Raw genomic sequence first — 20,945 nt, 5'->3', positions numbered from 1 at the left:
GGCCTACCGCACGCCGGCGCCCCTCCAGGACGACCGCGTCCAGGCTTTCGAACTGCTTTGCAGAATAGGACTTGAATACACCCGACGCGGGATCGCGCAAGCGTTGCTGGAACTATCCCAAATACCGACACCAAACCAAGTGGACACTCGGACGTTATGTGTCGCAAAGGTCGCGTTATCCCCACTACCGCCCGTCAATCCATTGTCTGCACCAAATGGAGTAGAGCTACTAGGAAGGAATGATTTTGCAAGAGCGGCACCCGAAAATGTTGCTGTATTAGATGCATCCCACCAGATTAAATCAGGAGCGTTGCTAACGAAACGATCGGCAGAACGTTGAATTTTGAAGTGGCCGTTGTTTAGCCCAAGCATTCGATAACTCTGACCAACAACATTTGTATCCATCCGATATTCAGACGAACCTTGGGAACCGCCGATAAGGAATGTCTGACCGGACCAGATGGCCACACCGTTCTCATAGACCCCGTATTCCTGTTGGAAACCGCCACTCGTGTTGAAGAGCGAGAGACGGAGCGAACCGCTAGAATTCTGGTGGTAGACAAGCCCACGATTAACGTCGGACGGCGTCCGGAACCACAAGACCCGATCGCCGGAGGATCGGGCGATAAACTCGCCGTTGGTGGTAACAACGGCGTTACCCGTGAGAACATTGGAAAATTTGGCATACCCGCCGACAACATCGCCGGTGAAGTAGTGCCCGCCGTTGGCGGTGTAGGTTAGGCCACCGTTGCCTGCGGTCGCATTGCCGCCGTTGGCCAAGATGCGGGCGTCATAATCGGTCCCGGTTCCGGCTGAATGAAAGTCGATGAATGGGGTATTTGCGGTGTTGGGTGGCCCGAGGTCAATGCCTTGGTTGGGTGCGGCTGTTACGAGGCCGCTTGCGGTCACGGTGCCGGTAAAGGTCTTGCCGGACATGATCGTCGGCAACCGCGCGTCAGCGAGCTTGCCAGTCGTCAGGTCCTCCGCCGACCCAGACGAAGCCACGGCTGCGAGCCCGAGCCTCGTTTTCATCGCGGCAGCGGTGGCATCACCAATGAGATCGCGCGAAAACGGAGTTAGCGCCGTCGTTGCATACGCATCGGTCGCCGTCGTGTAGAGGATCTGGTTCGCGACTGTTGTTTGGCCTGCGATAGACTGCAAGGCAGTGTCATAGGCCTGCACATTCGTCCCGATCTCCACACCGAGAGCGGTACGCGCCCCGCTTGCCGAGGTCGCACCGGTACCGCCGGCCGTAACCGGCCGCGGCGCATTGGCGTCGGCAGTGAGGTCGTCGATCAGCGTGTTGTAGGGCACGCTTTGGATGGTCGTATTCGGCACGCCTTTGGTGCCGGCGGGGGGCGAGTAAACGCCGCCAGTTCTGGGCATGGGGTTTCTCCAGGAAAGCGTTCCGCTGAGCACTCAGCGTTTTGTTGGAAAAGTCAGTGGACGACCGGATTCTTCAGCTGACCTCCCCCGCATTGCCGAGTGACGTCTGGATTGCACCGGCGTTCGTAACGGCCCCTTGGACGTTCCCGGAGTTCGGCAGCGTCGTCTGCAATGTCGGACCTGGGCCGTACTGTTGGTACTGCGGCAGGTTGATGGCGTTGGGGTTGCCGGCAGCAGGTGCACCGGAAAGGTCGATCGGGCGCCCCAAGAGATCGTTCAACCGCGCCGACTGGTTGTTGGCGAGCGTCGCCATGTTCTTTTCGGCGGCATCCGTCTGTTCTTTGATCGCCTGTTGTGCCGGCGAAAGTGTCTGCGTCGCCGTCCAGTTCGGCAAGTCGTAGGCCTTGCCGTTCAGCGGATCGGTCCATTTCGTTGAACCGGTCTGGGTGTAGGTAAGGCTTCCGTCCGGCGTTACCTGGTTGATGTTGCCGAGTGTGCCGTTCGCGATTGCGGTTCCGATGTTGGTTGCGGTCTGTGCCGACGCGGTTTCGCGCGGATCCGGCGGCTTCGGAGCTTTGGGTTTTCCCATGGTGCCTACCTCTGCTTGGCGGCGGGATGGGCCCGCCAGTCGTTGTCCGTGAATGTGAAGATGATTTCCGCTTCCGCGCGCCCGCGAAGGCGTGGAATTCGATGGGGCGAAAAACCGAAGCGTTCGGCGATTGCAATCATGACGGCATTGCGCTCTGAGACCCTAAGAACCACCATCTGGCAGCCGATCTCATCGAAAGGGTAGCCGAACATTGCTCGGAGCACCGGGCGCGTCAGCCAGCGTTTGCTGCTCGAGGCCGCCGAAAGCTCGATGACCCCTGTCTCCGGCACATAGTTATGAAACACCACGCCGGCGACGAGCGCATCGTTTGCGAGTACGCCCATGGTGGTGAAATCGGCAAAGCCGCGCTCGCAGCCGGCGATGTGGCTGGCGACGAAATCGGCAATCGCCTGGTTCGCGTCGGGGTTAACGGCGCCACCCCAGGCGATCTTCATGCGCTCGCCTCCCCGGCTTGCACCTGCAATGTGGCAAGGTCCACTTCGAGGTCGAGCCTCACCTCACCGCCCGAAGTGACGGCGCAGCCGACCGCCAGCATGTCGCCTGCCGCGCGCACATTCTGGCGAAAGCTGTAGCGAAGCTGCTGTGTCAGAGCATCCCACACCGCCTTTTCCCATAGGCCGACATCCCATTCCGATGCAGCCGCATCGCCGATCGTGACCTGCTCGGATGGCGGGATCGTCCTGTCGAAATCGGCGCGGGCAAAGAGCCGCACCTTCGGCTTGCTTTTCGCTCGGAAAAACATGTGGGCGAGCGTAGCCCGCGCCCGCTGTCCAAATTGCGTCGCCGGCGTAAACTGCGAGAGATAGGCCGCGGTAAAGGCAAGCCCGTCATCGGTCCCGGTCGTGTCACCCTGCCAGCAAAAGCCACCGGTCGAGCCGAAGAACAACCCGCCCTGTAGGGTCTCGTAGCAACTTGCCTCCCAGTTGCTGATCGTCGACCATCGGCCGCTCAGCACGTTGAGCACGAAAGTCGTGTCGACAACGACGCTGTTGGCGGGAAAGGCAATGAAGACGAGGTTCTGCTCCGGCCACTGTTTCATCACCCAGCCGGCGCCGGTCGCATTCGCCGCCCGCCGCCAGTCGTCTTCGATCGGCCGCGAAATCGAAACCTGGCTCAGCGCCTGGCGATCACGCTGAAACACCTGTGAGATCGGCGTCAACCCGTCGCTGGTGGCGATCAGGATATCGCCGCCGGCACGGATCCAGGCGTTTTTGCCAAGCGGCCGGCCAATCTGATAGACACCCTTCAGCGCAAAGCTGTTGGCGTCGCCGGGGTCGGATCCGGCATATAACCATTGAATTCTCCTGACGATGAAAGCGGAAGTGCACCGGGTCCGTCCGCGGAGCCGGTATCTCGTGCCGAAGCGACCGGCCCTCATGGGTCGAGGCGTCGGAGCGGAGACTGCGGTGGGTCGATCAGAGAACCTTCCGATCGGTAAAGGCCCAGGCGGCGTTATCCGCCTTCACCCGGGCAAAGCGTTTCATCATCAGCGCATAGCGAGATGCCGAAATCACGTCGTCGCGTTCCTTGACGATCCGGCCGTCCTTGCGGTGGTAGAGCCTGAACTCCTCGAACCAGTCGCCACAGGTCGAAAACACCTTGAAGCGACCGGTCTGCATGCGCTGCAGCATGTCGGAGACCCCCGCCTCGACACCGTTGGTGCCGTCGTCGAAGGTCGCGCGCTCGGGCAGCATCACGAGCCCCTGCCCGCGATATTGCGCCGCAAGCTGCTCGCCCGAGCCCTTGTCGTGCTGCAGCCCGTCATGCGGCCAGGCCCAGGGCAGCCAGGCCCCCCAGGGCTTCAGGCTTGCGGCATGGATGATCGGCGTCGCCTCGCGCTCGCGGTAGCAGCGGGTGACGTAAAAGACATCCGCATCCCGGTCCCAGGCGCAAAGCGCTGCGGCAAACGGGTGATCCCAGCCGAAATCGAGCCCGCCGATCTGCACCCAGTGGCGCGGTATCTCAAAGGGCTCGATGCGGATCTGCTCCTCCGTCACTGGAAAGATCCGGCCGGAGCCGAGTGTCGGCACGCCCTTGGTGCGCGCTTCCTTCTCGTGCGCCGGATAGCTCGCGACGATCTTCGCACGTTCCTCGGCCGAATAATGTTCGGCATCGTCGATCGTCATCGTCACCACGGTCCGGTCGTCTGATGGTTCCAGCAGATAGCGGCTGACGACCGAGCTCATGCCTTTCAGCGGCGTAAACGTCACGGCGACCGAGCCGCCCGTCGCATTGGTGCGGGTGATGCCCTCGAAATAGACGTCTTCCGGCGGCTCCTCGTCGAACCAGACATAGTCCACGGTGTTGGCCTGCCACTTCGCCCGGCCCTGCTCATAGGCTTTGAGAAGCAGCGTCGAAGTGCCGCCGCTCACATGGCGCACCGTCACGCTGTCGAGCGCACCCGAGGCGCTGGAGCGTCTTGTCCAGCCGGCAAGGGCCGATTTCGGCAGATAGCCGGTGCCCCAGTCCTCCTCGCTCATCGGCGGGCCGACGAGCAGCCGCTGCACGCCATCGCGTGTCAGCTCGTGCGATTCCGAGCCTCCGATCATCGTGATCGGTCGATCGAACCGTCGGCCCGCCCACCAAGAGGGATAGTCGCCTGTCAGATGCATCGCCGCTTCCGCGGCCCCCGCCAGCGTCTTGCCGAGCTGGTTGCCGGCCATGAACAGCCGCTCGCGAAAGGTAGCGCCGGCCTCATGAAACTCGGTCTGTTTCGCATAGGGACGGTAATAGGCGAGCCTATTGGTTTTCTGCCGCCGCCCGATCTCCATCGTCAGTTCCATCCGCTCCCGAAGCAGCAAGGAAAGGCCTGATGGTCTGGTCGAGCTTGCGGATCCGCTCGAGGAGTTGTTCATCCGTCATCTCGCCCATCTGGTTTGGATTGATGGTCACGTCCTTCGGCATCAGCGCCGCTATCGTCTTCAGGAAGTCGTTTGGGTTCTTCTCGATCAGCGCGTGGATCGCGGCCGCCCCTCGGCTCTCCCAGGCCGAAAGCATGTCTTCGAGAAAGAGTTCGCCGAGCTTGGTGCGGACCGCCTTGCGCGTGCGCCCCCGGGGGACGGCCCCGCCACCTCCGGCGCGCGGCAGAAAGCGCCCGGTCTTCGGGTCCTTTGCGGGCTTCACTGTCATGGGATTGGCTCCGGGGCACGAGGCGATTGCTCCTCCTGCGCACGTTGGATCGGCCGCCGCTTGACCAAAAGTTGCATTCTGCCATCAAAGCCGACCGGTAGCGGCGGGATTTGGAGGCGATCGCAGGTGATCCGGCGTTTGTGGACGAAACTGCTTGGCATGTTCGCGAGGCCGGCTCCGGCCCTGGCCGAAGTCGACGAGCCGACATCTCCGAAGGTCTCGGCGCCCAAGCTGGGAACGCCAATGCCTGCGGGAGACACCATCGTGTCGCCGCGGCTGTTCAAGCTAGCAAGCGTGACAGCCGATCACAGAAAAATGCGTGTGTCACGCCGGATGTCACGCTTGCAACCTTGACTTCAGGTTGCATTCGGTCATCAATACCGCTCACCGGGTTGCCCCACATCGGGTGCTTCTGGCGCAATGCATCGCAAGCGCTCCTGCTCTACCGGCAGTGGCCAGGGAAAAGTCAAATTAGTTCAAGATTTTAAGCAGTTTTCAGCCTAGCAGTCCAGCCGCGGGAACCATGCAATGAATGCAACAGGTGCCAGATGATCCGCAACACGTTCAGCAAGTTGAAGACCATTTTCACCCCGCGGCCGTCCGCAACGAATATCTCGCCCAGGTTGCTTGAACTGGCGACGTCAGGAAATGTCGATGCCCAGGCGAAACTCGCCGAAATCTATTTCAACGATGGCGGCGCGGAACACTATGCGGCCTCGCTTCATTGGAACCGCCAGGCCGCCCGCCAGGGTCATCCGGCTGCCCAGGCCCGCCTCGTGACCATCTATCAGAGAGGCCTCGGCGTCGAGCGCGATCCGAAGGAAGCCTCGCGCTGGCTGCGCAGCATCGGGCAGCCCCGCCCGCGACATGAGACCGGCGCCTCCGTCACCGGCAAGATTGCCAAGCAGGAAGCCTAAGGCTTTTGCGTAAAAGTGGGCAGCGGTATTGCCGCAACGACATGCATAAAAACAAGATCTTAAAGCCTGTCGCGTGAGCCCTTTCCACGCGACCAGCTTTAGGGCTTTCGCACCAGAACATGCAGCGATCTTGCGACAGCAGCATGCGGGCGCCGAGGACGTGAAGCCCAAGTGCGGATCCGAAAAATCGCGAAGCGCCGTGACGCCGTAGCGGCCGTCGTCACCCGCGTCTCAGCGGTCGCAGCCGGCGCCGGCGCGGATTTGAGTTTTTTGGATATCGGCATCAGCGCCCAGGCAAGGCCGCGCCAATCCGCCGGAATCAAAAAGGCCGCTTCAATGACGAAACGGCCAGCCTGTAATATCCTTAGCCCGCTTCCGGTCGCTTGGCAATCCCCTTTGCCAAAATTTGTTTCCGTTTTGTTCGTTTTTTTCCTTTACCCCCGCCCCGCCTCTTTGCCAGCCCATGTGCGCGATCGGTGGTACAATCGCGAGCGCCATGCAAGGCCGCTGGCGCCATGTCTCCTTCCTCAACGGATCCGGGGCCGGCGGCGGCATGGTTGATCCGTTTCGATGCGGAAGCGGTTGATGCCGCTCCCACGACCACGGGAGGTACCCATGACACGACAATACCTGATCGCCGCTCTTTGCGCGGCGCTTCTTGCGGCTGCCGGCTGCACCACCGACCAGGCGAGCCGCACCAGCACTCCTGCTCCGAGCCCCAGTTACCAGGGCATGCAAGGCGTCCAGGGCATGAGTCAGGGCGGCGGCGGTGCTGGCGGTTATTGAGGTCGCTGATGCTTCGTAGACGGCGAAGCTGGCGGGGCTCGACGTTGGTCCAGATCGCCCGCCCGCAGTGTCGCTCCCGTGCAAAGCCTCGGCCGAACGCACCGCGCACCGAAGCCAATCGGATTGAACATCTTGGGCCGACATGCGTTGAGTAACCATGACGCGCATTCTCGCTGCCGCGCCATTTGTTTGCGCGCATTCTGTGTTAAGCTTCCCCTCGGGAGGAAAATGCCATGGAGAATTTCTTCGCACTCGCCGCCATCGTCGTCGGCTCCGCAATTCTGGGGCTCGCGCTCGCCTACGGGTTTCGTCGCAAGGACGCGCACCGCCCTCCCGAACATGACGACGCCCGGTTGAAGTTCTAGAAGACGTTGAAGTTCTAGAAGACCGGGCTTTTCCGACCTCGCCGGTCCGCGGCCGCTCCGCTTGTCTGCCTCTTCGCGGGGTTGCCGCAATGAGCGATTCCTAGCAGACGCCTCCCCTGCAAACGCGCGACCGGTGTTTACAATTCCGGCTAGAATGGACGCGGCAGAGTTCGCCCCGATATCATCGACAGGATGTCTGGCTCGATAGCGCGTGCTTGGGATGCCGATTGCATCGCGGACCAAGACTTGAAAAACGACAGGAGCCGGATGCGATGTCCCCCAATCCGCACGGCCACGCCCCCTCATTGAACCACCTTCAATCTTGAGATCTTGAACGCCCAGACCGGAACCTTTTCCGCTCGCCTCGGCTTATTCCTGGCAGACCGCCAGCAAGGAGATGCGACGATGAACAAGGCAAACCCGAAATCCCGCGACCGAGAGACACCGGAAGACGTGCCCCCGTCTGGCGAAACACGCGCAGTGCCGATCGGTAAGATCCCGCCGCTCCCCGTCGACCAGCTTCCCGCGGGAGACGATCCGACGCCGGTCGACCAGGGTCGCGTGCCGCCCATTCCGAGCCACGACGAAGCCAATGTCGATCCGGACGATGCACTGCCTGACGACCGCGAAGAGAAAATCCTCGAGGATGATCCGGGGCGCGAGAAAACCCGCTTCGACGAGGAGATGCCGCGCAGCAGTCGATAGAGGCTGCGTTCTCACCCATGCCGGGCCGCTTTCCCTCAGCGCATGTGAATGCCAGAAAACAAAAAGAGGCCCGCCGGTCAGCGACCGGCGGGCCTCCTTAAAACACGCTCGCCTCAGAAGTAGGGCGAATAGCACTGCTGGCGCGGGCCACCATAGGGCTGGAACGAGTTGTCCCAGGCACGGTAGGAGCGATAGCGCGCATAGCACCAGTCGGCATGGCGCGGGTTGACGCCGGTCTCGTAGCGACGCGCTGGCGGAGCGGCGATCGCGCCACCGATGATGACTCCGGTGCCGAAGGCCGCCAGCGGATACCACCAGCCGTCATTGTGGCGGCGATAGCCGTAGCGCTCGTAGCGATAGCCGCGGTGGCCGTTATAGTAGCCATAGCGGTAGCCGCCGTCCCAACCCGGACGCGGACGATAGCCGCCATGCCAGCCTGGCCGCGGGCGGTAACCGCCATCCCAGCCGGGGCGCGGGCGATAGCCGCCGTGCCAGCCCGGCGGACGCCGGCGATGGTGACCGCCGTTCCATTCCCGGTGCTGCACCAATTGAACGTCGCTCTTCTGCACCCGCTCGATGGCAACAGCCGGCAGGGCGTTTGCCGGCGTGATGCCCGAAAGAGCCGTTATCGCCGCAAGCACGACGATGCCAATCTTCTTCATTTCATCACCTGTCCGTTTGTAACAGGTGCGAGTTTTGGCCGGGGCGACGTGAACCCACAATGAATGCGACAATCCTAATATGGATCGCAACTCATAGGTAGCATCGCAATACTCCAGGGTGACACTGCCGCCCGGCAAGCCCGCCATCCCCGGCGATGGCCTGCCATACCCGGGTTGCCCCTGTCATCCCCTCAGGTGCGCGCGCCCGCCTTGCCGCGCAGCTTCAGCGCATGGGCGATCAGCGTCTCCACCACCTGGCCGTAGGCGATGCCGTCGGCTGCCAGCGCCTTGGCATACATGCTGATATTGGTGAAGCCGGGAATGGTGTTGATTTCGTTGATCATGAGGCTTCCATCGGCGCGCAGGAAGAAGTCCACCCGCGCCATCCCCGCGCAGTCAAGCGCCCGGAATGCCCGCGCGGCCATGTCCTTGGCCTCGGCGATCACCTCCTCGGAGAGTTTGGCGGGCGCCTGAACGACTGCGCCGCCGGCATCGACATATTTGGCGTCGTAGCTGTAGAAACCGTGGCTCGCAGCCGGAATGATTTCGCCCGGTCGCGAGACGGTGAGCTGTCCCTTCGCATCCTCCAGCACCGAGCACTCGATCTCGCGGGCCTGAACGAACTCCTCGATCAACACCTTGTCGTCGTGCCGGAACGCCTCGTTAAGCGCCGCCTGAAGCGCGTCCAGACTGTCGACGCGGCTGACGCCGACGGAAGATCCCTGCCGCGCCGGCTTGACGAAAACCGGCAGTCCCAGGCTTTCGAGGATGGTCTCGCTTGAATAGGCGTCGCCCGCATGAAGGCCGATCGCCCGCGCAACGGCAATGCCTTCGGCGACCAGCAGGCGCTTGGCGAGCGCCTTGTCCATGGCGACCGCCGAAGCCGCGACACCGCAGCCGACATAGGCGACATCGGCTGTTTCCGCATAGCCTTGCACCGTCCCGTCTTCGCCGAAGGGACCATGCAGAACCGGAAAGATCAGATCGATCGCCGGCAGCAGCCCTTGGCGGCCGTCGGCCGCGATGGTGACCGCCCGCCCCCGCCCGCCGGGGATTAGCGCCACCTGCGTTCCCGACGCGGGGATCGCCTTCGGCAGTTCCCCGTCTTCGAGATCGACCAGCATCCAGCGGCCATCCCTGGCGATCCCGATCGGCACGATCTCGTAGCGCGTCCGATCGAGCGCCGCGACGGCGTTGCGCGCCGACATCAGCGAAACCTCATGCTCCGCCGACCGGCCACCGAACAGCACGGCAATGCGCAACTTACCTGTCATGATCCTTTTCCCTCCAGAATCGTGGTGCATCGTGCGCAACCAAGCGAGCGAAGATGGCAAGAAAAGGTCGAGAGAGGCGGCATCAGCGTGGAAGGAATATTTTCCTTAAGGGCACCCTTGCCGCTTGAATTCCGCCGAACGAAATACAATTGATGCGCGAACACTGGTTTGAAGGAGAAGCTGCCGATGGCCGAGGTCCTCGTATTCCACCATGCCCAGGGGCTGACACCCGGCATGCACGCTTTTGCCGGCGACCTGCGCGCGGCCGGGCACGTCGTCCACCTGCCCGATCTCTTCGAAGGACGTACATTCGCGAGCATCGAGGAGGGCGTTGCCCATATCGAGGCGGTCGGCTTTGAAGAGATGCGCGAGCGCGGCGTGCGCCTCGCCGATGCCCTCCCCGAAAACCTCGTCTATGCCGGCTTCTCCTTCGGTGTCCTGCCGGCTCAGAAACTCGCCCAGACCCGCCCCGGCGCCCGCGGCGCCCTGCTCTTTTACTCCTGCATCCCGATCAGTGGCCAGTGGTCATTCGGCCCCTGGCCGGCCGGCGTACCCGTTCAAATCCACGGCATGGACAACGACCCGATCTTCGTCGGCGAAGGCGATGTCGACGCCGCCCGCGAGATCGTCGAGAAGGCAGAGGACGCCGAACTGTTCCTCTATCCGGGCGACCAGCACTACTTCGCCGACAGCTCGCTGCCCTCCTATGACGCGGCGGCAACTGCGCTGGCGATGAAACGGTTACTTGCCTTCCTCGAGCGGATCTGACCGGCGCCTCGAAAGCCCGACGATCGAGCGGCGCTGCCGTGATCAGACAGCGCCGCTTCTCATTTTCCGGTTCAGTTGCCGGTCGGCATCGGCAGACTGAAGCCTTCCTTGCCGAGCTCATCGCGCAGCCACTGGAACTGCTGATACTTCGAGATTTCGATCGGACCGGTATAGGTCCCGCTTTGAAGCTTGCGCGGTGGATATTTCACGTAGGTCATCATCAATTGCTTGATGGAGTCGCTGATGGTCACCATCGTCCAGGTGCGCTCGGTGTAGTTGTTCATGAAGATGTCGTAGCGCTCCTGCGGGTCCTGCCAGAGGTCGAAGATCTGCGGCACCGTCGCCACATATTTGTTCGGACCCTTCCAGCCCTGATTGCTGTCGACGGCAAGGCCGCCGGTCGCCTGTCCATTGTCGCCACGCAGGTTGAACACCGCCTTGTAGTTGCCGACGCGGGCAGCGCCGGGAGACAGTTCGTTCTCGGTGAAATAGAACCATGAGTTCCGTTCCGACTTGCCGGTTCCAAGCAGGACCGGCGACATGTCGAAGCTGTCGAAGATGATCGGCTGGCCCTCGCGGTCCTTGTCCGGCAGAGCGACACCGGCAACCGAAGCAAATGTCGCCATCAGGTCGAGGCCGCCGACGATGTCATGGTTCTTGGAGCCGGCCTTGATCTTGCCCGGCCAGACGGCGATGGCGGGAACGCGGTTGCCACCCTCGCGCACCGTGCCCTTGGTGCCACGAAACGGCGTATAGCCGGCGTCGGGATATACATCCTGCCAGGCGCCATTGTCGGTCGTGTAGAAGACCAGCGTATTCTTGTCGAGGCCGGTCTCGCGCAGCTTGTCCATGATGCGGCCGATGCGGGTGTCCAGCTCCACGATGCTGTCGGCATATTTCGACTTTGACAGCGATTTATGCTCGAACTCGGGCGCCGGCATGTTCGGCTGGTGCACCTTCATGAAGTTGACGTCGATGAAGAACGGCTTGTCGGATTTCGCCGCGTCGTCGAGAAACTCGATGGCCGCCTTTTCGACGTAGCTGTCGAAATAGGGGATGCCGACGACCCCTGCCGCGCCATTGACCGTGGGCGTGTCGACATACTGGCCGTTGATCTTGAAGTCCTCGACCGCCGTTTCGCCGGCCTTACCGGAGAGCGCGCCCTTGGTGACCTTCTGGAACATGGCCCTGAGCTTGGGGTCCATATCCGGGAACCAGGTCGGGTCGGCGTAGGTGTAGGCGTTGAGGTGGTAAAGGCCGCAATACTTCATGACGTCGAAGCCATGGGCGTTCGGCAAGGCATAGTCCGCCTCGCCCAAATGCCATTTGCCGGTGAAATAGGTCTGGTACCCGCCGAGCTTCAACACGGACGCGAGCGTCCATTCGGCCGCCGGAAGACCGCCGCCTTCCCCCTGGAATGCAACTGTCGTCATGCCGCTGCGGTTGGGAATACGCCCGGTGATCATGGCGGCGCGACCTGGCGTGCAGCTCGGCTGGGCATAGAAATCATAAAACAGCATGCCCTGTTCGGCCAGCTTGTCGATGTTGGGTGTCGGCATGCCTCGTCCTTCACCGCCGCCATAGGGGCCGAGGTCTCCGTAGCCGGTGTCATCGGAAACGATCAGAAGGATGTTGGGTTTTGGTGTCGCTTGCTGCGCACGCGCCGGGGTTGACAGGCCAGCGACAATGCTCAGCCCTGCCACGCACGACGCCAGAAGTTTCATCGGAAAAGTCCTCGACACGCAGCGGGACGAATTTGAATGATCAGATGCCTTTATCATTGTCAGGTTCCTTCCTGCGATGAGCCATCGCGCGAAAAACTGATCTGGGAAGAAGCACGTCTCCATTGAGGTTCGACGCGCAAAGCCATGCCTGAATTTTCAAACAAATTTCGGCTGCCAAAACGGCAACTCACGACCGATTGCGAAAGGCCGTTGCCGTCTGCGCGGGCATGCTGCTCCTTTCGCGCGGGCAATCAAGTACGTAACTGTAACGAACGCCATAAACGTGGGCGCTCAACCGGTGGCGCAGTGACCGCATCGGGCCGAAATCGACCGGAAACGAGCCTCCCTTGAGCCGCGAACGGACCTCATTCTTGGATTTGCCTTGCAGAAAGATCCAGGCACTGGAAATCTGATACAAATACGCAATACTGAAGAAATCCGAGGTGACCGCAAATCATTCTCGAACTTTCAAATAATATTGCTGCAAGAATTGAAATTGTTTTGGAGTAACCGTGCTGATCTACTCGGACGAAAATCTTGAAGTCATCCATCGACCGGGTTCATCCCCCTATCTGCTGGTGACCTTCAACGAGATGGAGATCCAGGCAAACGGCAGCCGCTACTGGGGCCAGCGCTTTTGCGAGAGGGCCGACATCTCAGCCCTCGGCTTCATCAGTAGGCGGCCCAACTGGTTTCCGGCGGCAAGCGTGGTCAAGGCGGTCGAAGCCGCAGCACCCATTCTGAATGCAGCTCCCGAGCGCATTCTGTACGGCCATTCGCAGGGTGGTTATGCGGCGCTTCGCTATCGCCGGCGCTTCAATGCCACCACGGCCATCGCCTTTTGCCCGCAGGTCTCGATCGACCCGAAATCCGTCCCCTACGACAATCGCTTCCTCCGGCATTTTTCGCCCGATCTGCACGCCAATATGGGCATTTCGGCCGATCAGGCCGCCGGCCGCGCCTTCATTTTTTATGATCCCTTCCACGCGATAGATCGCCGCCACGCCGAGCGCATCGCAGCACTTCAGGCCGAGACGCATCTCGTGCGCGTTCACATGACCGGCCACGGCACCGTCCGCGTCTTTACCGGCACCGAACGCGCACTTTCCCTGATCGCCGCCTGCCGCGCCGAGGATCATTCCACCCTGCGGGGTCTTGCCCGCGCCGCCCGGGTCGATGCGCCCATGCGCCCCTATCAGGTCGCCGTCGCCGCCATGGCCCGGCATCCCGCCTGGTCCGACGCGCTCGACGCCCGCTTCGGCGACCGTTTTGCGCCAACGGAGCGGGTCAACTTCCTTTATCACCGCGCCAATCGCCACATCCGCGACGGCGATCTCGTCACCGCACGCAATATGCTGGCGAAGGCTCTCGCCCTCCTGCCCGGCGATCCCGCCCTCACGCACCGGCTGAAGGAACTCGACGCTCGCATCCTGCGCGAACGGAAGGTTGCGAGGAGCCTCGTAGGGTAGGATAGGCGATGTTATTCCGCCGGCTGCGCGTTGCTTAGCTTTCCTCGTGGGGCGGAGCGCGTCGGAGATAGACCTCATCGACGGCTGCCAGGAGAGAGCTTTCGGTTGAGGTAGACAAATTGAACTCGAACATAAGAAACCGGGCAAGATGTTCGGCGCAGCTTCCCTCCCGCGGTATCTGGTGCTCCGCGCAGGTCGCCTCGAACACACACCGCAGCAGCTCGATTTCCGCGACGCTCATCAAGACATTTCCATTCGCGTCAGACACGGGCGTTTACCTCGTCTTCTTCAGGCCCGCTGTGGTGCGTTGAGAAGCACAGCGGAGGCCAAATTGCTGGTCGAGGCCGGCCATAGTCCAGGAGCCGATATACAACCGTGCTCCCGTCCAGGACCCGTCGCGTTCCACACGCCTGCCATATTGATCGAGTTCGCCCGTGTTGCCGGTTGCCCCACCGTTTCGCAGCCAAAGCGCGAGGCCAATCTGATGTGTGCGATGGAGCGATTTCATTGGCGTCTATCTCCTTGTCTTGACGCAGATCAGTTGCTCTACAAAAGCCGGTGGCGCTCCTGCGTATCCCGGCTGCGCTTCAATATGCCGGAGCTGTCATGACGTTCCTGCGGCCTGTCGCGTGCCTTTTGACTGGCCGGCTTTGCGACTGTCAGCACAAGACCAAGGTGACGGATTTCAGGTTTAACCCGGAATAGTCGCTTCAATGTTTCGACATAGCGCATGGCATTCCTCAGTGGCTGCGGGTCATTCCCCAGTCGATCGGTTCCAGATTGCTTTCAGCGCTGACCCGCTCCTGTCCGAGTTCATCGTTGCGAATTCGATATTGAGGGGCGTTGTCGCGTAGCGGCATCTTTGCGGTGATGCGATAGGTTTCGGCGGTTCTCGGTGAGAGATTATGACGGTCTCGCAGGCGAACGGACAGTCCGACGGGATAGCGATGTTGGGACATGGTTCTATCCTCACTGTCCGGGCGCATCTGATATCTCGGCGCCGCTGAGCGCCACCAAACGCGCCAACTCGTCGGGTTCGATTTGTATCAACCGCATTCGGTAGTGGTTCTCGACTGTCGCGGGCAACTTGATGAAGGTGGCAACACGGCGGTAGGCGAGCCAGGAAAGCCCTTCGATCGGCACCTCGTCGTCATCGATTTCGTAGGCGCCGGCGACCATCGTCTCATCGACGCCCGGCAATCTGAACGGTCGGTCGAAATGGATTGTCCGGTGAATCGTTCGGTCGAACATGACATCTCCTCCCGATACCGGCAGTCGCCGGCACGCGATCTCGTTTGATACCGCTGCGTGCGGCAGCGCTACGACGCGGCGATCTAAGGGGGAAATGGCGGGTCGAGGTTCTGACGCCGCGAGAAGCCAAGCAGGCTTAAATCGATTTAATCAGGGTGCGCGTCAATTGAGGTCTATTCAAGGCCAAGATGAGGCAGATCTTCGTGGCCTGGATACCCGGGCGCAGGCGGCTGGCGACCGCTGACGAAGCAATCGGCCGCATCAATGACGCGAAAGTCTCGCATGCGGTCAACGAGAAAGCCCGGGGCGAAATCGCACCGACCTTCCTCATCATCGCTCTTACACCAGTGCCAGTACATCCGTGGTCAAAAGCCTAAAGCGACACGGCAATTGCGAGCAGCGAAACGTTCAGCGCTCACCTGCATGATGTTTTCCTACGAACCGGAGGTGGCCGCCACGACCGAGGGAAGAGCCTTCCGGGGATAATCGTTACCGTGCCTGAGAGACCGCCGCGCGCCCCATCCACACGGCTCCGGTCGCGTCCGCCCGCCCCTCAGGCCGGTTCGAGCGTCGCGTGTTCAGCCGAACATGCGACGCTCGTCGCGGTGCGCAGCCGCGCTGACGCGAGGGCATTCGAACCCGCATCGCGGCAAGCGGCGCTGCGAAGCGCGAGCCGGGCTTGAAACCGCGCCACTGGCAGCGGCCGATCCGCGCCGCTCGCGTTCACGCCCCTTCCTTTTCCCGCGAAAGCCCCAGCTGCCAGTGCAGCTCCATCAGCCCGCGCTTCAGCCAGGCGAGCTGCGGTTCCGGCATGGTGCGCAGCATCTCGTAGTCCATGATGCAGACGTTGAAGACAGTGGTCTTCACCTGCGGCCCGTCCGGCAGTTTCAAGAGCACGCCTTCCAGCTCCATCATCCGGTTCGCCGCCTGGCGGGCGCCGCGGGCGCGCTCGGCGCTCGTCTCGCCGGCAAAACCCTTCACGTCGAACAGCGATTGGGCCCGCACGCTCGGGAAAGGAATGCCGGTGAGGCTGTAGTAGCGCGCCATCTGCCGGCTGTATTCGTCGCCCGCCTCGCGCTCATGCGCCGTCAGCTTGCCGTCGAGGAACATGCGACCGAGCGTGTAGCCGGCAAAGGGGCTGGCAACATCGGCATCGCGCCTGCCGGAAAAATGCATGCGCCGGCGCGCGTCCAGCGCCACGGAGCAGACCTCGCGCTCGCTTTCGCCATGCTTGATCTGCCCGCCCGGATAGCGCGCCACATTGGCCTTGCGCGGCCGGCCCGCCCGGCTGGCGCGCTTGATGCGGATGCGCTCTGCCTTGGATGTCATGGTCTCTTCTCCTTTTGCAATCTGCATGTGCCCTCGCCCGCTGCATGTGTCTGCGGCCGCGGGCGGGACTGAAATTCGTCGGAAAATCAAAATGCCGGCGCGCCGATCCCGTCGGCACCGGCATTCGCGGGCAAGCGGCCCGGCTGCTGGGTCCGTCCGCGCCGCCGCGCATTGCCGGGCTCGCGCTTGTTGACGGCGTGCAGCACCGAGGTGTGGTCGCGCCGAAAGATCCGCCCGAGCGCCGGCAGCGATAGATCCGGGCGCTCGTCGTAAACGGCGGTCATGCAGCGGTGCCGCGGCTCGACCAGCCGCCGCTCGCGGCCAACCCCGATGATGTCCTCAAAGCTGATCCCAGGATAGGCGCCAAGCACCTCCTCGATAATCGCCCGCACCGGCCGGCGGTTGAACAGATCGCTGTTTGCCGCGGCCGTGGCACCGCAGATCAGCCGCGCCTGAGAGAGGATACGCGCCTCGGCATCGGCGAGCGCCAGTTCCAACTCCTGGATCCGGCTCGCCTGCGCCCGCACCTGAACGGCGACGATGCCGACGAGATCGTCGAGCGTCGCCGGTTTTGCAGCCGCGCCCCCCGCTTCGTCCCCCGAGAGCATCCTTTCCGCCAACCCTTCCGCTGCGCGGCCCGGTGCCTGTCCTGTCGTCAATTCAGTGCCTTCAGACCGCATGGAAAGCCTCCCTCGAAACGGCTGGATTGAGATTTGCACGCTCGACGCCGGACACGAGCCAGTCGCGAAACGCATTCCGCGCCGCCGGATTTTGCGGGGCCGTATCATCCGGCTGCCTATCAGCTGCGCTTTCGGTCGGGACGTTCGCGCCTTGCGCCCGCCCGTCGGAGGAAACTGCATCCCGCCCGGCCTTCGCTGCCGCATGCGCCTGACGGAAGCTTTCGACCAGCGCCCGCACCCGGCTGCGGCTTGCCGGCGATCGCAGATCGTCGGCCGGGCGCGGCGTCAGCGCCGCAACCATCTCGCGTTTGCGGGCAAGATCCGCCCTGAGACCCAGCGCCTCCGCCTTGGCGAGCGCTGCCAGCACCGGCGGCTTGGGAATCGTGCCGAGAAGCACGTTGGGATTGGCGGCATAGTCGCCGCGGATCAGTTTCTGCGTCGCCGCCGAAAGACCCGAGGCCGGCACGCCCGAAAGCGCATAGTGGTAGACCGCAATGACCTTCCTCGGCTCGATCGTCGGGGGCATGGTCATGCCGGCCGTCTGCATCGCATCGAGGCTGCGCAGCACCGCCGCCTCGTTGACGCAAGCCAGCCGCTCAGTGAGCGCGGTAATCTCCCGGCCCAAGGTCGAAAGCCGGGCCTCCGCCGGCGAAATCATCATCTCTGAATAGGTCATTGTTCTCGTTTCCGTTCAGTTGGTTTTCGATTGTCTGCCTGCATTCCCGCTGATGGCGGGCAAAGGCGGTCTCGTGTGGCGGCGCCTGGGGGTGATGGCCGCGACGGGCCTGCCCGCCACCGCGCAACCCGCGGCCGCCGGCATTGCGCATCCAGTTTCGCCAGGTGGCAGCCCAGTCGAGCTTGGTCGCATCGCGTCCGGATTTGGCGCGCCAGTAGTCGCGGAACTTGTCGAACTCGACGCCGGCCTCGGCCCGGCCGAAGCCGAGGCCGGCGGCAAAGCCCCAGTCGGGCTCGAAATCTTCAGGCAGCCGCATCGCCCGGCCGCTCCCGTTGCGCCGCGAGCCTGCCGCATCCGGAACCGCTGCAGCCGGAACCGGCCGGTCGGCGTCCCCACCCGGATTCGGGTCGGGAGAGTTAGTTTCTTTAGGGGGTGCGGGGGAGCTTTCTTTATCAGAGAGGGCACCGTCGGCCGTCACCGTGACATCGCGTGACGTCACGCGGGCCCGACGGCGCTGCTGCCTTTCGCGGTCGCCCGCCCGGCGGCGCTCGATCTCGGATACGTGCCCCGCCTCGGCAGCGCGCACGGCAGAAAGGATCATCTCGGGCGACGCGCCCGATTGAACCAGGGCTTCGACGATTGCGGTAATGCGCATGCGCTCAAGCCCTCGCCGGCCGGCGGAAAGGAGAGCGCACCACCTGGCGGGAGAAGACGCCCGCCACCCGGCTTGGACGACGAAGCCCGGCCTTGGAACCGACGTCCCCGGTCGCCAGCCGCCCCGGAGTTTCACACGTCGGCAAAACCCCGCGCCCTCCCGGCGCCTTCCCTGTCAAATCATTGTCAGCCATGCCGCTTCCCATGCTTTCCCCTTTGGCCGTGCCCATCGGCACGGCCATTCGTCGCGCCTGCCGCGCGCCCGCTTCCGATTGTTCTTCCCGTCACCGGCCGGTCGCCTTGCCGCCCACCGTCAGGCAAGCAGCCGATCGCCTTCGCTGTCCCCTCCCGGTGTCAGGGGGGCCACGCCTCCGCCGAAGGAGGCACTGCAACGGCCGAAACCCGTGACCTTGGCGCCGCCGGCACGCACTGGCTGCGCGCCGGCTGCTCTCCACCGACGTGGCGCACGTCACCGACCACGGACCGTCATCGGCCCGCGTGGCAACCATGCGCCGGCGCGCCGGCATCGATTGGAAAAGCGAGAGGTCGCCGGGGAGGAAGCGACGGCCTCTCGCCTGGACCACCGCACAAGATGCGGCGATCGATGCTGAATGCGCCCCCCTGGTCGGCATCGGCTGAGACGGATCGATCATCCGCATCCAGTCCGCTTGCTGGCCCACTGGGCGCCGTGACGGTTGCTGCAGCGGTTTCTGCCGCTCATTTCCGTTGACATCCTATTCATAGTAGGATTTCTTATTGTCATCAAGAGGAAAAATCCTATTGGACGACGGAAACGGAATCTGGGATGCCAGTGCCATGGACGAATTGCGCCACCTCATCCGGGAAGCAGTCGACGCGAAGAAGACGACCTACAAGGATCTGTCGATCGCGATCGGGAAGAACCATGCCTATATCCAGCAGTTCGTGGAGCGGGAGACGCCGCGGGAACTGCGCGAGCGCGACGCCCGCGCGATCGTCGAGCTGATCCAGGGGGCTGCCGCCGCCGGCGAAGCCGCGCCCAGACGCGCGCCGGGTTTTGCGCCGCAGATCGTGCCCGGCGAGCAGCTCGTCGGCCATCGCGACCTGCCGATCTTTGCGGCCGCGCAAGGCGGCGACGGCCATGTGATCGTCACCTTCGATGCGGTCGAATATGTCAAGCGCCCGTCCGTGCTCGAGGGCGTCAAGGGCGCCTACGGCATCTACCTCACCGGCAGCTCGATGATCCCGGCCTATGAGCCGGGCGACATGGCGCTCGTCCACCCGCACCTGCCACCCACGCGCGACAAGGACGTGGTGCTCTACCACGTCCCCCCCGCCAACGATGCCGAGGCAATCATCAAGCGGCTCGTCTCGTTCAACGACCGCGAATGGACGCTAAGGCAATACAACCCCTTCCTGGAGTTCACCGAGAGCCGGGTCGAATGGTCCTTCTGCCACCGGGTCGTCGGCAAATACAGCGCGCGGTAAGCGGGGCGAGCACCACAAACAATCACAGGATTTTAAAGAGATTGAGCGGCAATCCGGTCGGGATCGCCGAGCAGCCGCCCGTTAAGGCACGCCACAATCTTCCAGCCCCCTCATCGCGCTTTAAGTCTTTGATTTCTCGCCCATCGCCGCCGCAAACAGCACAAATAAGCGAGTTGCCTTAGTCGGAAGACCGATCGACCAAGGCCTGAAAAGCAGCGTCAACCGCTGTCCGAGGGCTGTTTGCGACCACCCAGATCGGATCGGCCGCAGCGACGACCCTATCACCGGAACCACCAAGGTCAGCCGCCCGAACCGCCTCGAAAATGGCGCAGGCGCGCTTGCTCCTGCGATTGTACGCAAGCTCGAACATGGCCTCTGGAGGCCCGGCAGGATCGGCAAACACCTGCACGACATAGGCCCGAAATCCGCGCCTGTCGTCGCAAAAATTGATCTGTCGCAGGAGAACGGGGCTCAACTCGGCCTCGTCAACCGGAATGGGCGAAGACCAATATTGACCGGTAGACGGCTCGCCGCTTGCACGACTGTCGACGGACATCATTTCACGCCTCCCAACGTTGCGCGACGACATTACCACGGCGCACCCGGCTCGTAACCAATGAACATTGAGTGGCGCCCAAGCGGTGAGCGCCTTCTCGACCGCTCACGGATGTGACCGTTACGGGCCACCCCTGCCCGGCGACAGCCGTCACGCCGCCATCGCCTCCTCGATCTCCGTGGGCAGGTCGCCGATCGTAAAGAGCACCCTGGCATCCTCGAACTCACCGGTCGCCAGGTCGCCCGAGCGGCTGAAGGCAATCACCCCCACCTTGGTCGCCGCGAGCCTTTCGGCCAGCCGCTGGGCATGCTCGGGTCCGGTCGCCTGCACCGGATCGTCGGCGAGAAATGCGCCGCGGCTCCCCAGTGTGAAGCTCTGAACGACGAAGTAGGTGATCATCCCATGCTCCTTTTCCGCCACCTGGAATGGCGGCCCCACAGTGGCGCAATCACTCGAACAAAACAAGAACAAACAGTGCGTCATCGACAACTTGAACAAGGCAATTCCTGCCGGCAGTGTTTTTCCTATTGACTGACA

General features: G+C 62.8%; 25 protein-coding genes and 2 pseudogenes. 8 read left to right on the top strand and 19 right to left on the bottom strand.

Features of this window, described 5'->3' with window-relative positions; translation table 11 throughout:
• Window positions 1–3: 3 nt before the first annotated feature.
• The 6 genes and pseudogenes from IB262_RS02570 to IB262_RS02545 all read right to left on the bottom strand — a co-directional run bounded on the left by IB262_RS02570 (window position 4) and on the right by IB262_RS02545 (window position 5,125).
• Window positions 4–1,386 carry a hypothetical protein gene (locus IB262_RS02570; protein WP_192493379.1) on the bottom strand — a complete coding sequence of 461 codons (1,383 nt, stop codon included), beginning with the start codon at window positions 1,384–1,386 and terminating at the stop codon, window positions 4–6.
• A 76-nt stretch (window positions 1,387–1,462) separates the two neighbouring features.
• Window positions 1,463–1,975, bottom strand: a pseudogene (locus IB262_RS02565) (tail fiber domain-containing protein); the annotation flags it as partial.
• Between the two features lie 5 nt (window positions 1,976–1,980).
• Window positions 1,981–2,430 carry a GNAT family protein gene (locus IB262_RS02560; RefSeq protein WP_192493377.1) on the bottom strand — a complete coding sequence of 150 codons (450 nt, stop codon included), beginning with the start codon at window positions 2,428–2,430 and terminating at the stop codon, window positions 1,981–1,983.
• Window positions 2,427–3,287 (bottom strand): annotated as a pseudogene (locus IB262_RS02555) (hypothetical protein); the annotation flags it as partial. The pseudogene IB262_RS02555 and the gene IB262_RS02560, both read right to left, overlap by 4 nt.
• Window positions 3,288–3,411: 124 nt before the next feature.
• A complete protein-coding gene (locus IB262_RS02550) occupies window positions 3,412–4,851 on the bottom strand; it encodes a terminase large subunit (protein ID WP_112977124.1) in 1,440 nt (479 codons plus the stop codon).
• Window positions 4,736–5,125, bottom strand: coding sequence for a hypothetical protein (locus tag IB262_RS02545; RefSeq protein ID WP_162728902.1), 390 nt, complete (start codon window positions 5,123–5,125; stop codon window positions 4,736–4,738). The genes IB262_RS02550 and IB262_RS02545 overlap by 116 nt, the downstream gene beginning before the upstream one ends.
• 548 nt (window positions 5,126–5,673) lie before the next feature.
• On the opposite strand from IB262_RS02545, the gene IB262_RS02540 reads away from it, so the two are divergent.
• From IB262_RS02540 to IB262_RS02530, 4 genes are all read left to right on the top strand, one after another.
• Window positions 5,674–6,042 carry a tetratricopeptide repeat protein gene (locus tag IB262_RS02540; RefSeq protein WP_051659282.1) on the top strand — a complete coding sequence of 123 codons (369 nt, stop codon included), beginning with the start codon at window positions 5,674–5,676 and terminating at the stop codon, window positions 6,040–6,042.
• Window positions 6,043–6,657: 615 nt separating this feature from the next.
• Window positions 6,658–6,828, top strand: a complete 171-nt coding sequence (locus IB262_RS02535; RefSeq protein WP_156400691.1) for a hypothetical protein — start codon at window positions 6,658–6,660, stop codon at window positions 6,826–6,828.
• 233 nt (window positions 6,829–7,061) lie between these two features.
• On the top strand, window positions 7,062–7,193 hold the full coding sequence (locus IB262_RS36420) for a hypothetical protein (protein WP_255380915.1): 132 nt from the start codon (window positions 7,062–7,064) through the stop codon (window positions 7,191–7,193).
• Window positions 7,194–7,598: 405 nt separating this feature from the next.
• A complete protein-coding gene (locus IB262_RS02530; RefSeq protein WP_162728903.1) occupies window positions 7,599–7,898 on the top strand; it encodes a hypothetical protein in 300 nt (99 codons plus the stop codon).
• 113 nt (window positions 7,899–8,011) lie between these two features.
• Here IB262_RS02530 and IB262_RS02525 read toward each other — a convergent pair whose 3' ends face one another.
• On the bottom strand, window positions 8,012–8,560 hold the full coding sequence (locus IB262_RS02525; protein WP_034793472.1) for a BA14K family protein: 549 nt from the start codon (window positions 8,558–8,560) through the stop codon (window positions 8,012–8,014).
• A 191-nt stretch (window positions 8,561–8,751) separates the two neighbouring features.
• Window positions 8,752–9,834 carry a D-alanine--D-alanine ligase family protein gene (locus IB262_RS02520; RefSeq protein WP_112977127.1) on the bottom strand — a complete coding sequence of 361 codons (1,083 nt, stop codon included), beginning with the start codon at window positions 9,832–9,834 and terminating at the stop codon, window positions 8,752–8,754.
• A gap of 186 nt (window positions 9,835–10,020) precedes the next feature.
• On the opposite strand from IB262_RS02520, the gene IB262_RS02515 reads away from it, so the two are divergent.
• Window positions 10,021–10,602 (top strand): dienelactone hydrolase family protein, encoded by a 582-nt coding sequence (locus IB262_RS02515; protein ID WP_112977170.1) that lies wholly within the window; start codon window positions 10,021–10,023, stop codon window positions 10,600–10,602.
• 71 nt (window positions 10,603–10,673) lie between these two features.
• Here the strand turns inward: IB262_RS02515 and IB262_RS02510 are convergent, their stop codons facing one another.
• Window positions 10,674–12,326, bottom strand: a complete 1,653-nt coding sequence (locus tag IB262_RS02510; RefSeq protein WP_112977129.1) for an arylsulfatase — start codon at window positions 12,324–12,326, stop codon at window positions 10,674–10,676.
• A gap of 512 nt (window positions 12,327–12,838) precedes the next feature.
• Between IB262_RS02510 and IB262_RS02505 the strand changes: the two genes are divergently transcribed.
• A complete protein-coding gene (locus tag IB262_RS02505; RefSeq protein WP_112977131.1) occupies window positions 12,839–13,795 on the top strand; it encodes a hypothetical protein in 957 nt (318 codons plus the stop codon).
• A 34-nt stretch (window positions 13,796–13,829) separates the two neighbouring features.
• Here the strand turns inward: IB262_RS02505 and IB262_RS02500 are convergent, their stop codons facing one another.
• The 4 genes from IB262_RS02500 to IB262_RS02485 all read right to left on the bottom strand — a co-directional run bounded on the left by IB262_RS02500 (window position 13,830) and on the right by IB262_RS02485 (window position 15,046).
• Complete coding sequence (locus IB262_RS02500) at window positions 13,830–14,036, bottom strand: hypothetical protein (RefSeq protein ID WP_034793461.1); 207 nt, start codon at window positions 14,034–14,036, stop codon at window positions 13,830–13,832.
• Between the two features lie 305 nt (window positions 14,037–14,341).
• A complete protein-coding gene (locus IB262_RS02495) occupies window positions 14,342–14,527 on the bottom strand; it encodes a hypothetical protein (protein ID WP_162727277.1) in 186 nt (61 codons plus the stop codon).
• Window positions 14,528–14,535: 8 nt separating this feature from the next.
• Window positions 14,536–14,754, bottom strand: a complete 219-nt coding sequence (locus tag IB262_RS02490; RefSeq protein ID WP_034793455.1) for a hypothetical protein — start codon at window positions 14,752–14,754, stop codon at window positions 14,536–14,538.
• Between the two features lie 10 nt (window positions 14,755–14,764).
• Window positions 14,765–15,046 carry a hypothetical protein gene (locus tag IB262_RS02485; RefSeq protein WP_112977134.1) on the bottom strand — a complete coding sequence of 94 codons (282 nt, stop codon included), beginning with the start codon at window positions 15,044–15,046 and terminating at the stop codon, window positions 14,765–14,767.
• Window positions 15,047–15,234: 188 nt separating this feature from the next.
• Between IB262_RS02485 and IB262_RS02480 the strand changes: the two genes are divergently transcribed.
• Window positions 15,235–15,423: a hypothetical protein gene (locus IB262_RS02480; RefSeq protein ID WP_162728904.1), complete on the top strand. Its 189-nt coding sequence runs from the start codon at window positions 15,235–15,237 to the stop codon at window positions 15,421–15,423.
• Window positions 15,424–15,769: 346 nt separating this feature from the next.
• On the opposite strand, the gene IB262_RS02475 is transcribed toward IB262_RS02480, so the two are convergent.
• The 4 genes from IB262_RS02475 to IB262_RS02460 form a co-directional block, all read right to left on the bottom strand.
• Window positions 15,770–16,375 (bottom strand): hypothetical protein, encoded by a 606-nt coding sequence (locus IB262_RS02475; RefSeq protein ID WP_060583349.1) that lies wholly within the window; start codon window positions 16,373–16,375, stop codon window positions 15,770–15,772.
• 86 nt (window positions 16,376–16,461) lie between these two features.
• On the bottom strand, window positions 16,462–16,983 hold the full coding sequence (locus IB262_RS02470) for a helix-turn-helix domain-containing protein (protein WP_162728905.1): 522 nt from the start codon (window positions 16,981–16,983) through the stop codon (window positions 16,462–16,464).
• Window positions 16,984–17,044: 61 nt separating this feature from the next.
• Window positions 17,045–17,731: a hypothetical protein gene (locus IB262_RS02465; protein ID WP_162728906.1), complete on the bottom strand. Its 687-nt coding sequence runs from the start codon at window positions 17,729–17,731 to the stop codon at window positions 17,045–17,047.
• Window positions 17,652–18,386, bottom strand: a complete 735-nt coding sequence (locus IB262_RS02460; protein WP_113079800.1) for a hypothetical protein — start codon at window positions 18,384–18,386, stop codon at window positions 17,652–17,654. The genes IB262_RS02465 and IB262_RS02460 overlap by 80 nt, the downstream gene beginning before the upstream one ends.
• Before the next feature lie 815 nt (window positions 18,387–19,201).
• On the opposite strand from IB262_RS02460, the gene IB262_RS02455 reads away from it, so the two are divergent.
• Entirely contained in the window at window positions 19,202–19,852 is a 651-nt protein-coding gene (locus tag IB262_RS02455) for a S24 family peptidase (protein WP_082566246.1), read from the top strand.
• A gap of 178 nt (window positions 19,853–20,030) precedes the next feature.
• Here IB262_RS02455 and IB262_RS02450 read toward each other — a convergent pair whose 3' ends face one another.
• Together IB262_RS02450 and IB262_RS02445 are read right to left on the bottom strand one after the other, a co-directional pair.
• Window positions 20,031–20,411, bottom strand: coding sequence for a hypothetical protein (locus IB262_RS02450; RefSeq protein ID WP_210337605.1), 381 nt, complete (start codon window positions 20,409–20,411; stop codon window positions 20,031–20,033).
• Window positions 20,412–20,558: 147 nt separating this feature from the next.
• Window positions 20,559–20,807, bottom strand: a complete 249-nt coding sequence (locus IB262_RS02445; RefSeq protein ID WP_034793442.1) for a hypothetical protein — start codon at window positions 20,805–20,807, stop codon at window positions 20,559–20,561.
• Between the last annotated feature and the right edge of the window lie 138 nt (window positions 20,808–20,945).

Source organism: Ensifer sp. ENS02 (assembly GCF_014851885.1).
Lineage (GTDB): Bacteria > Pseudomonadota > Alphaproteobacteria > Rhizobiales > Rhizobiaceae > Ensifer > Ensifer adhaerens.
This window is presented reverse-complemented; position numbering and strand designations above follow the sequence as displayed.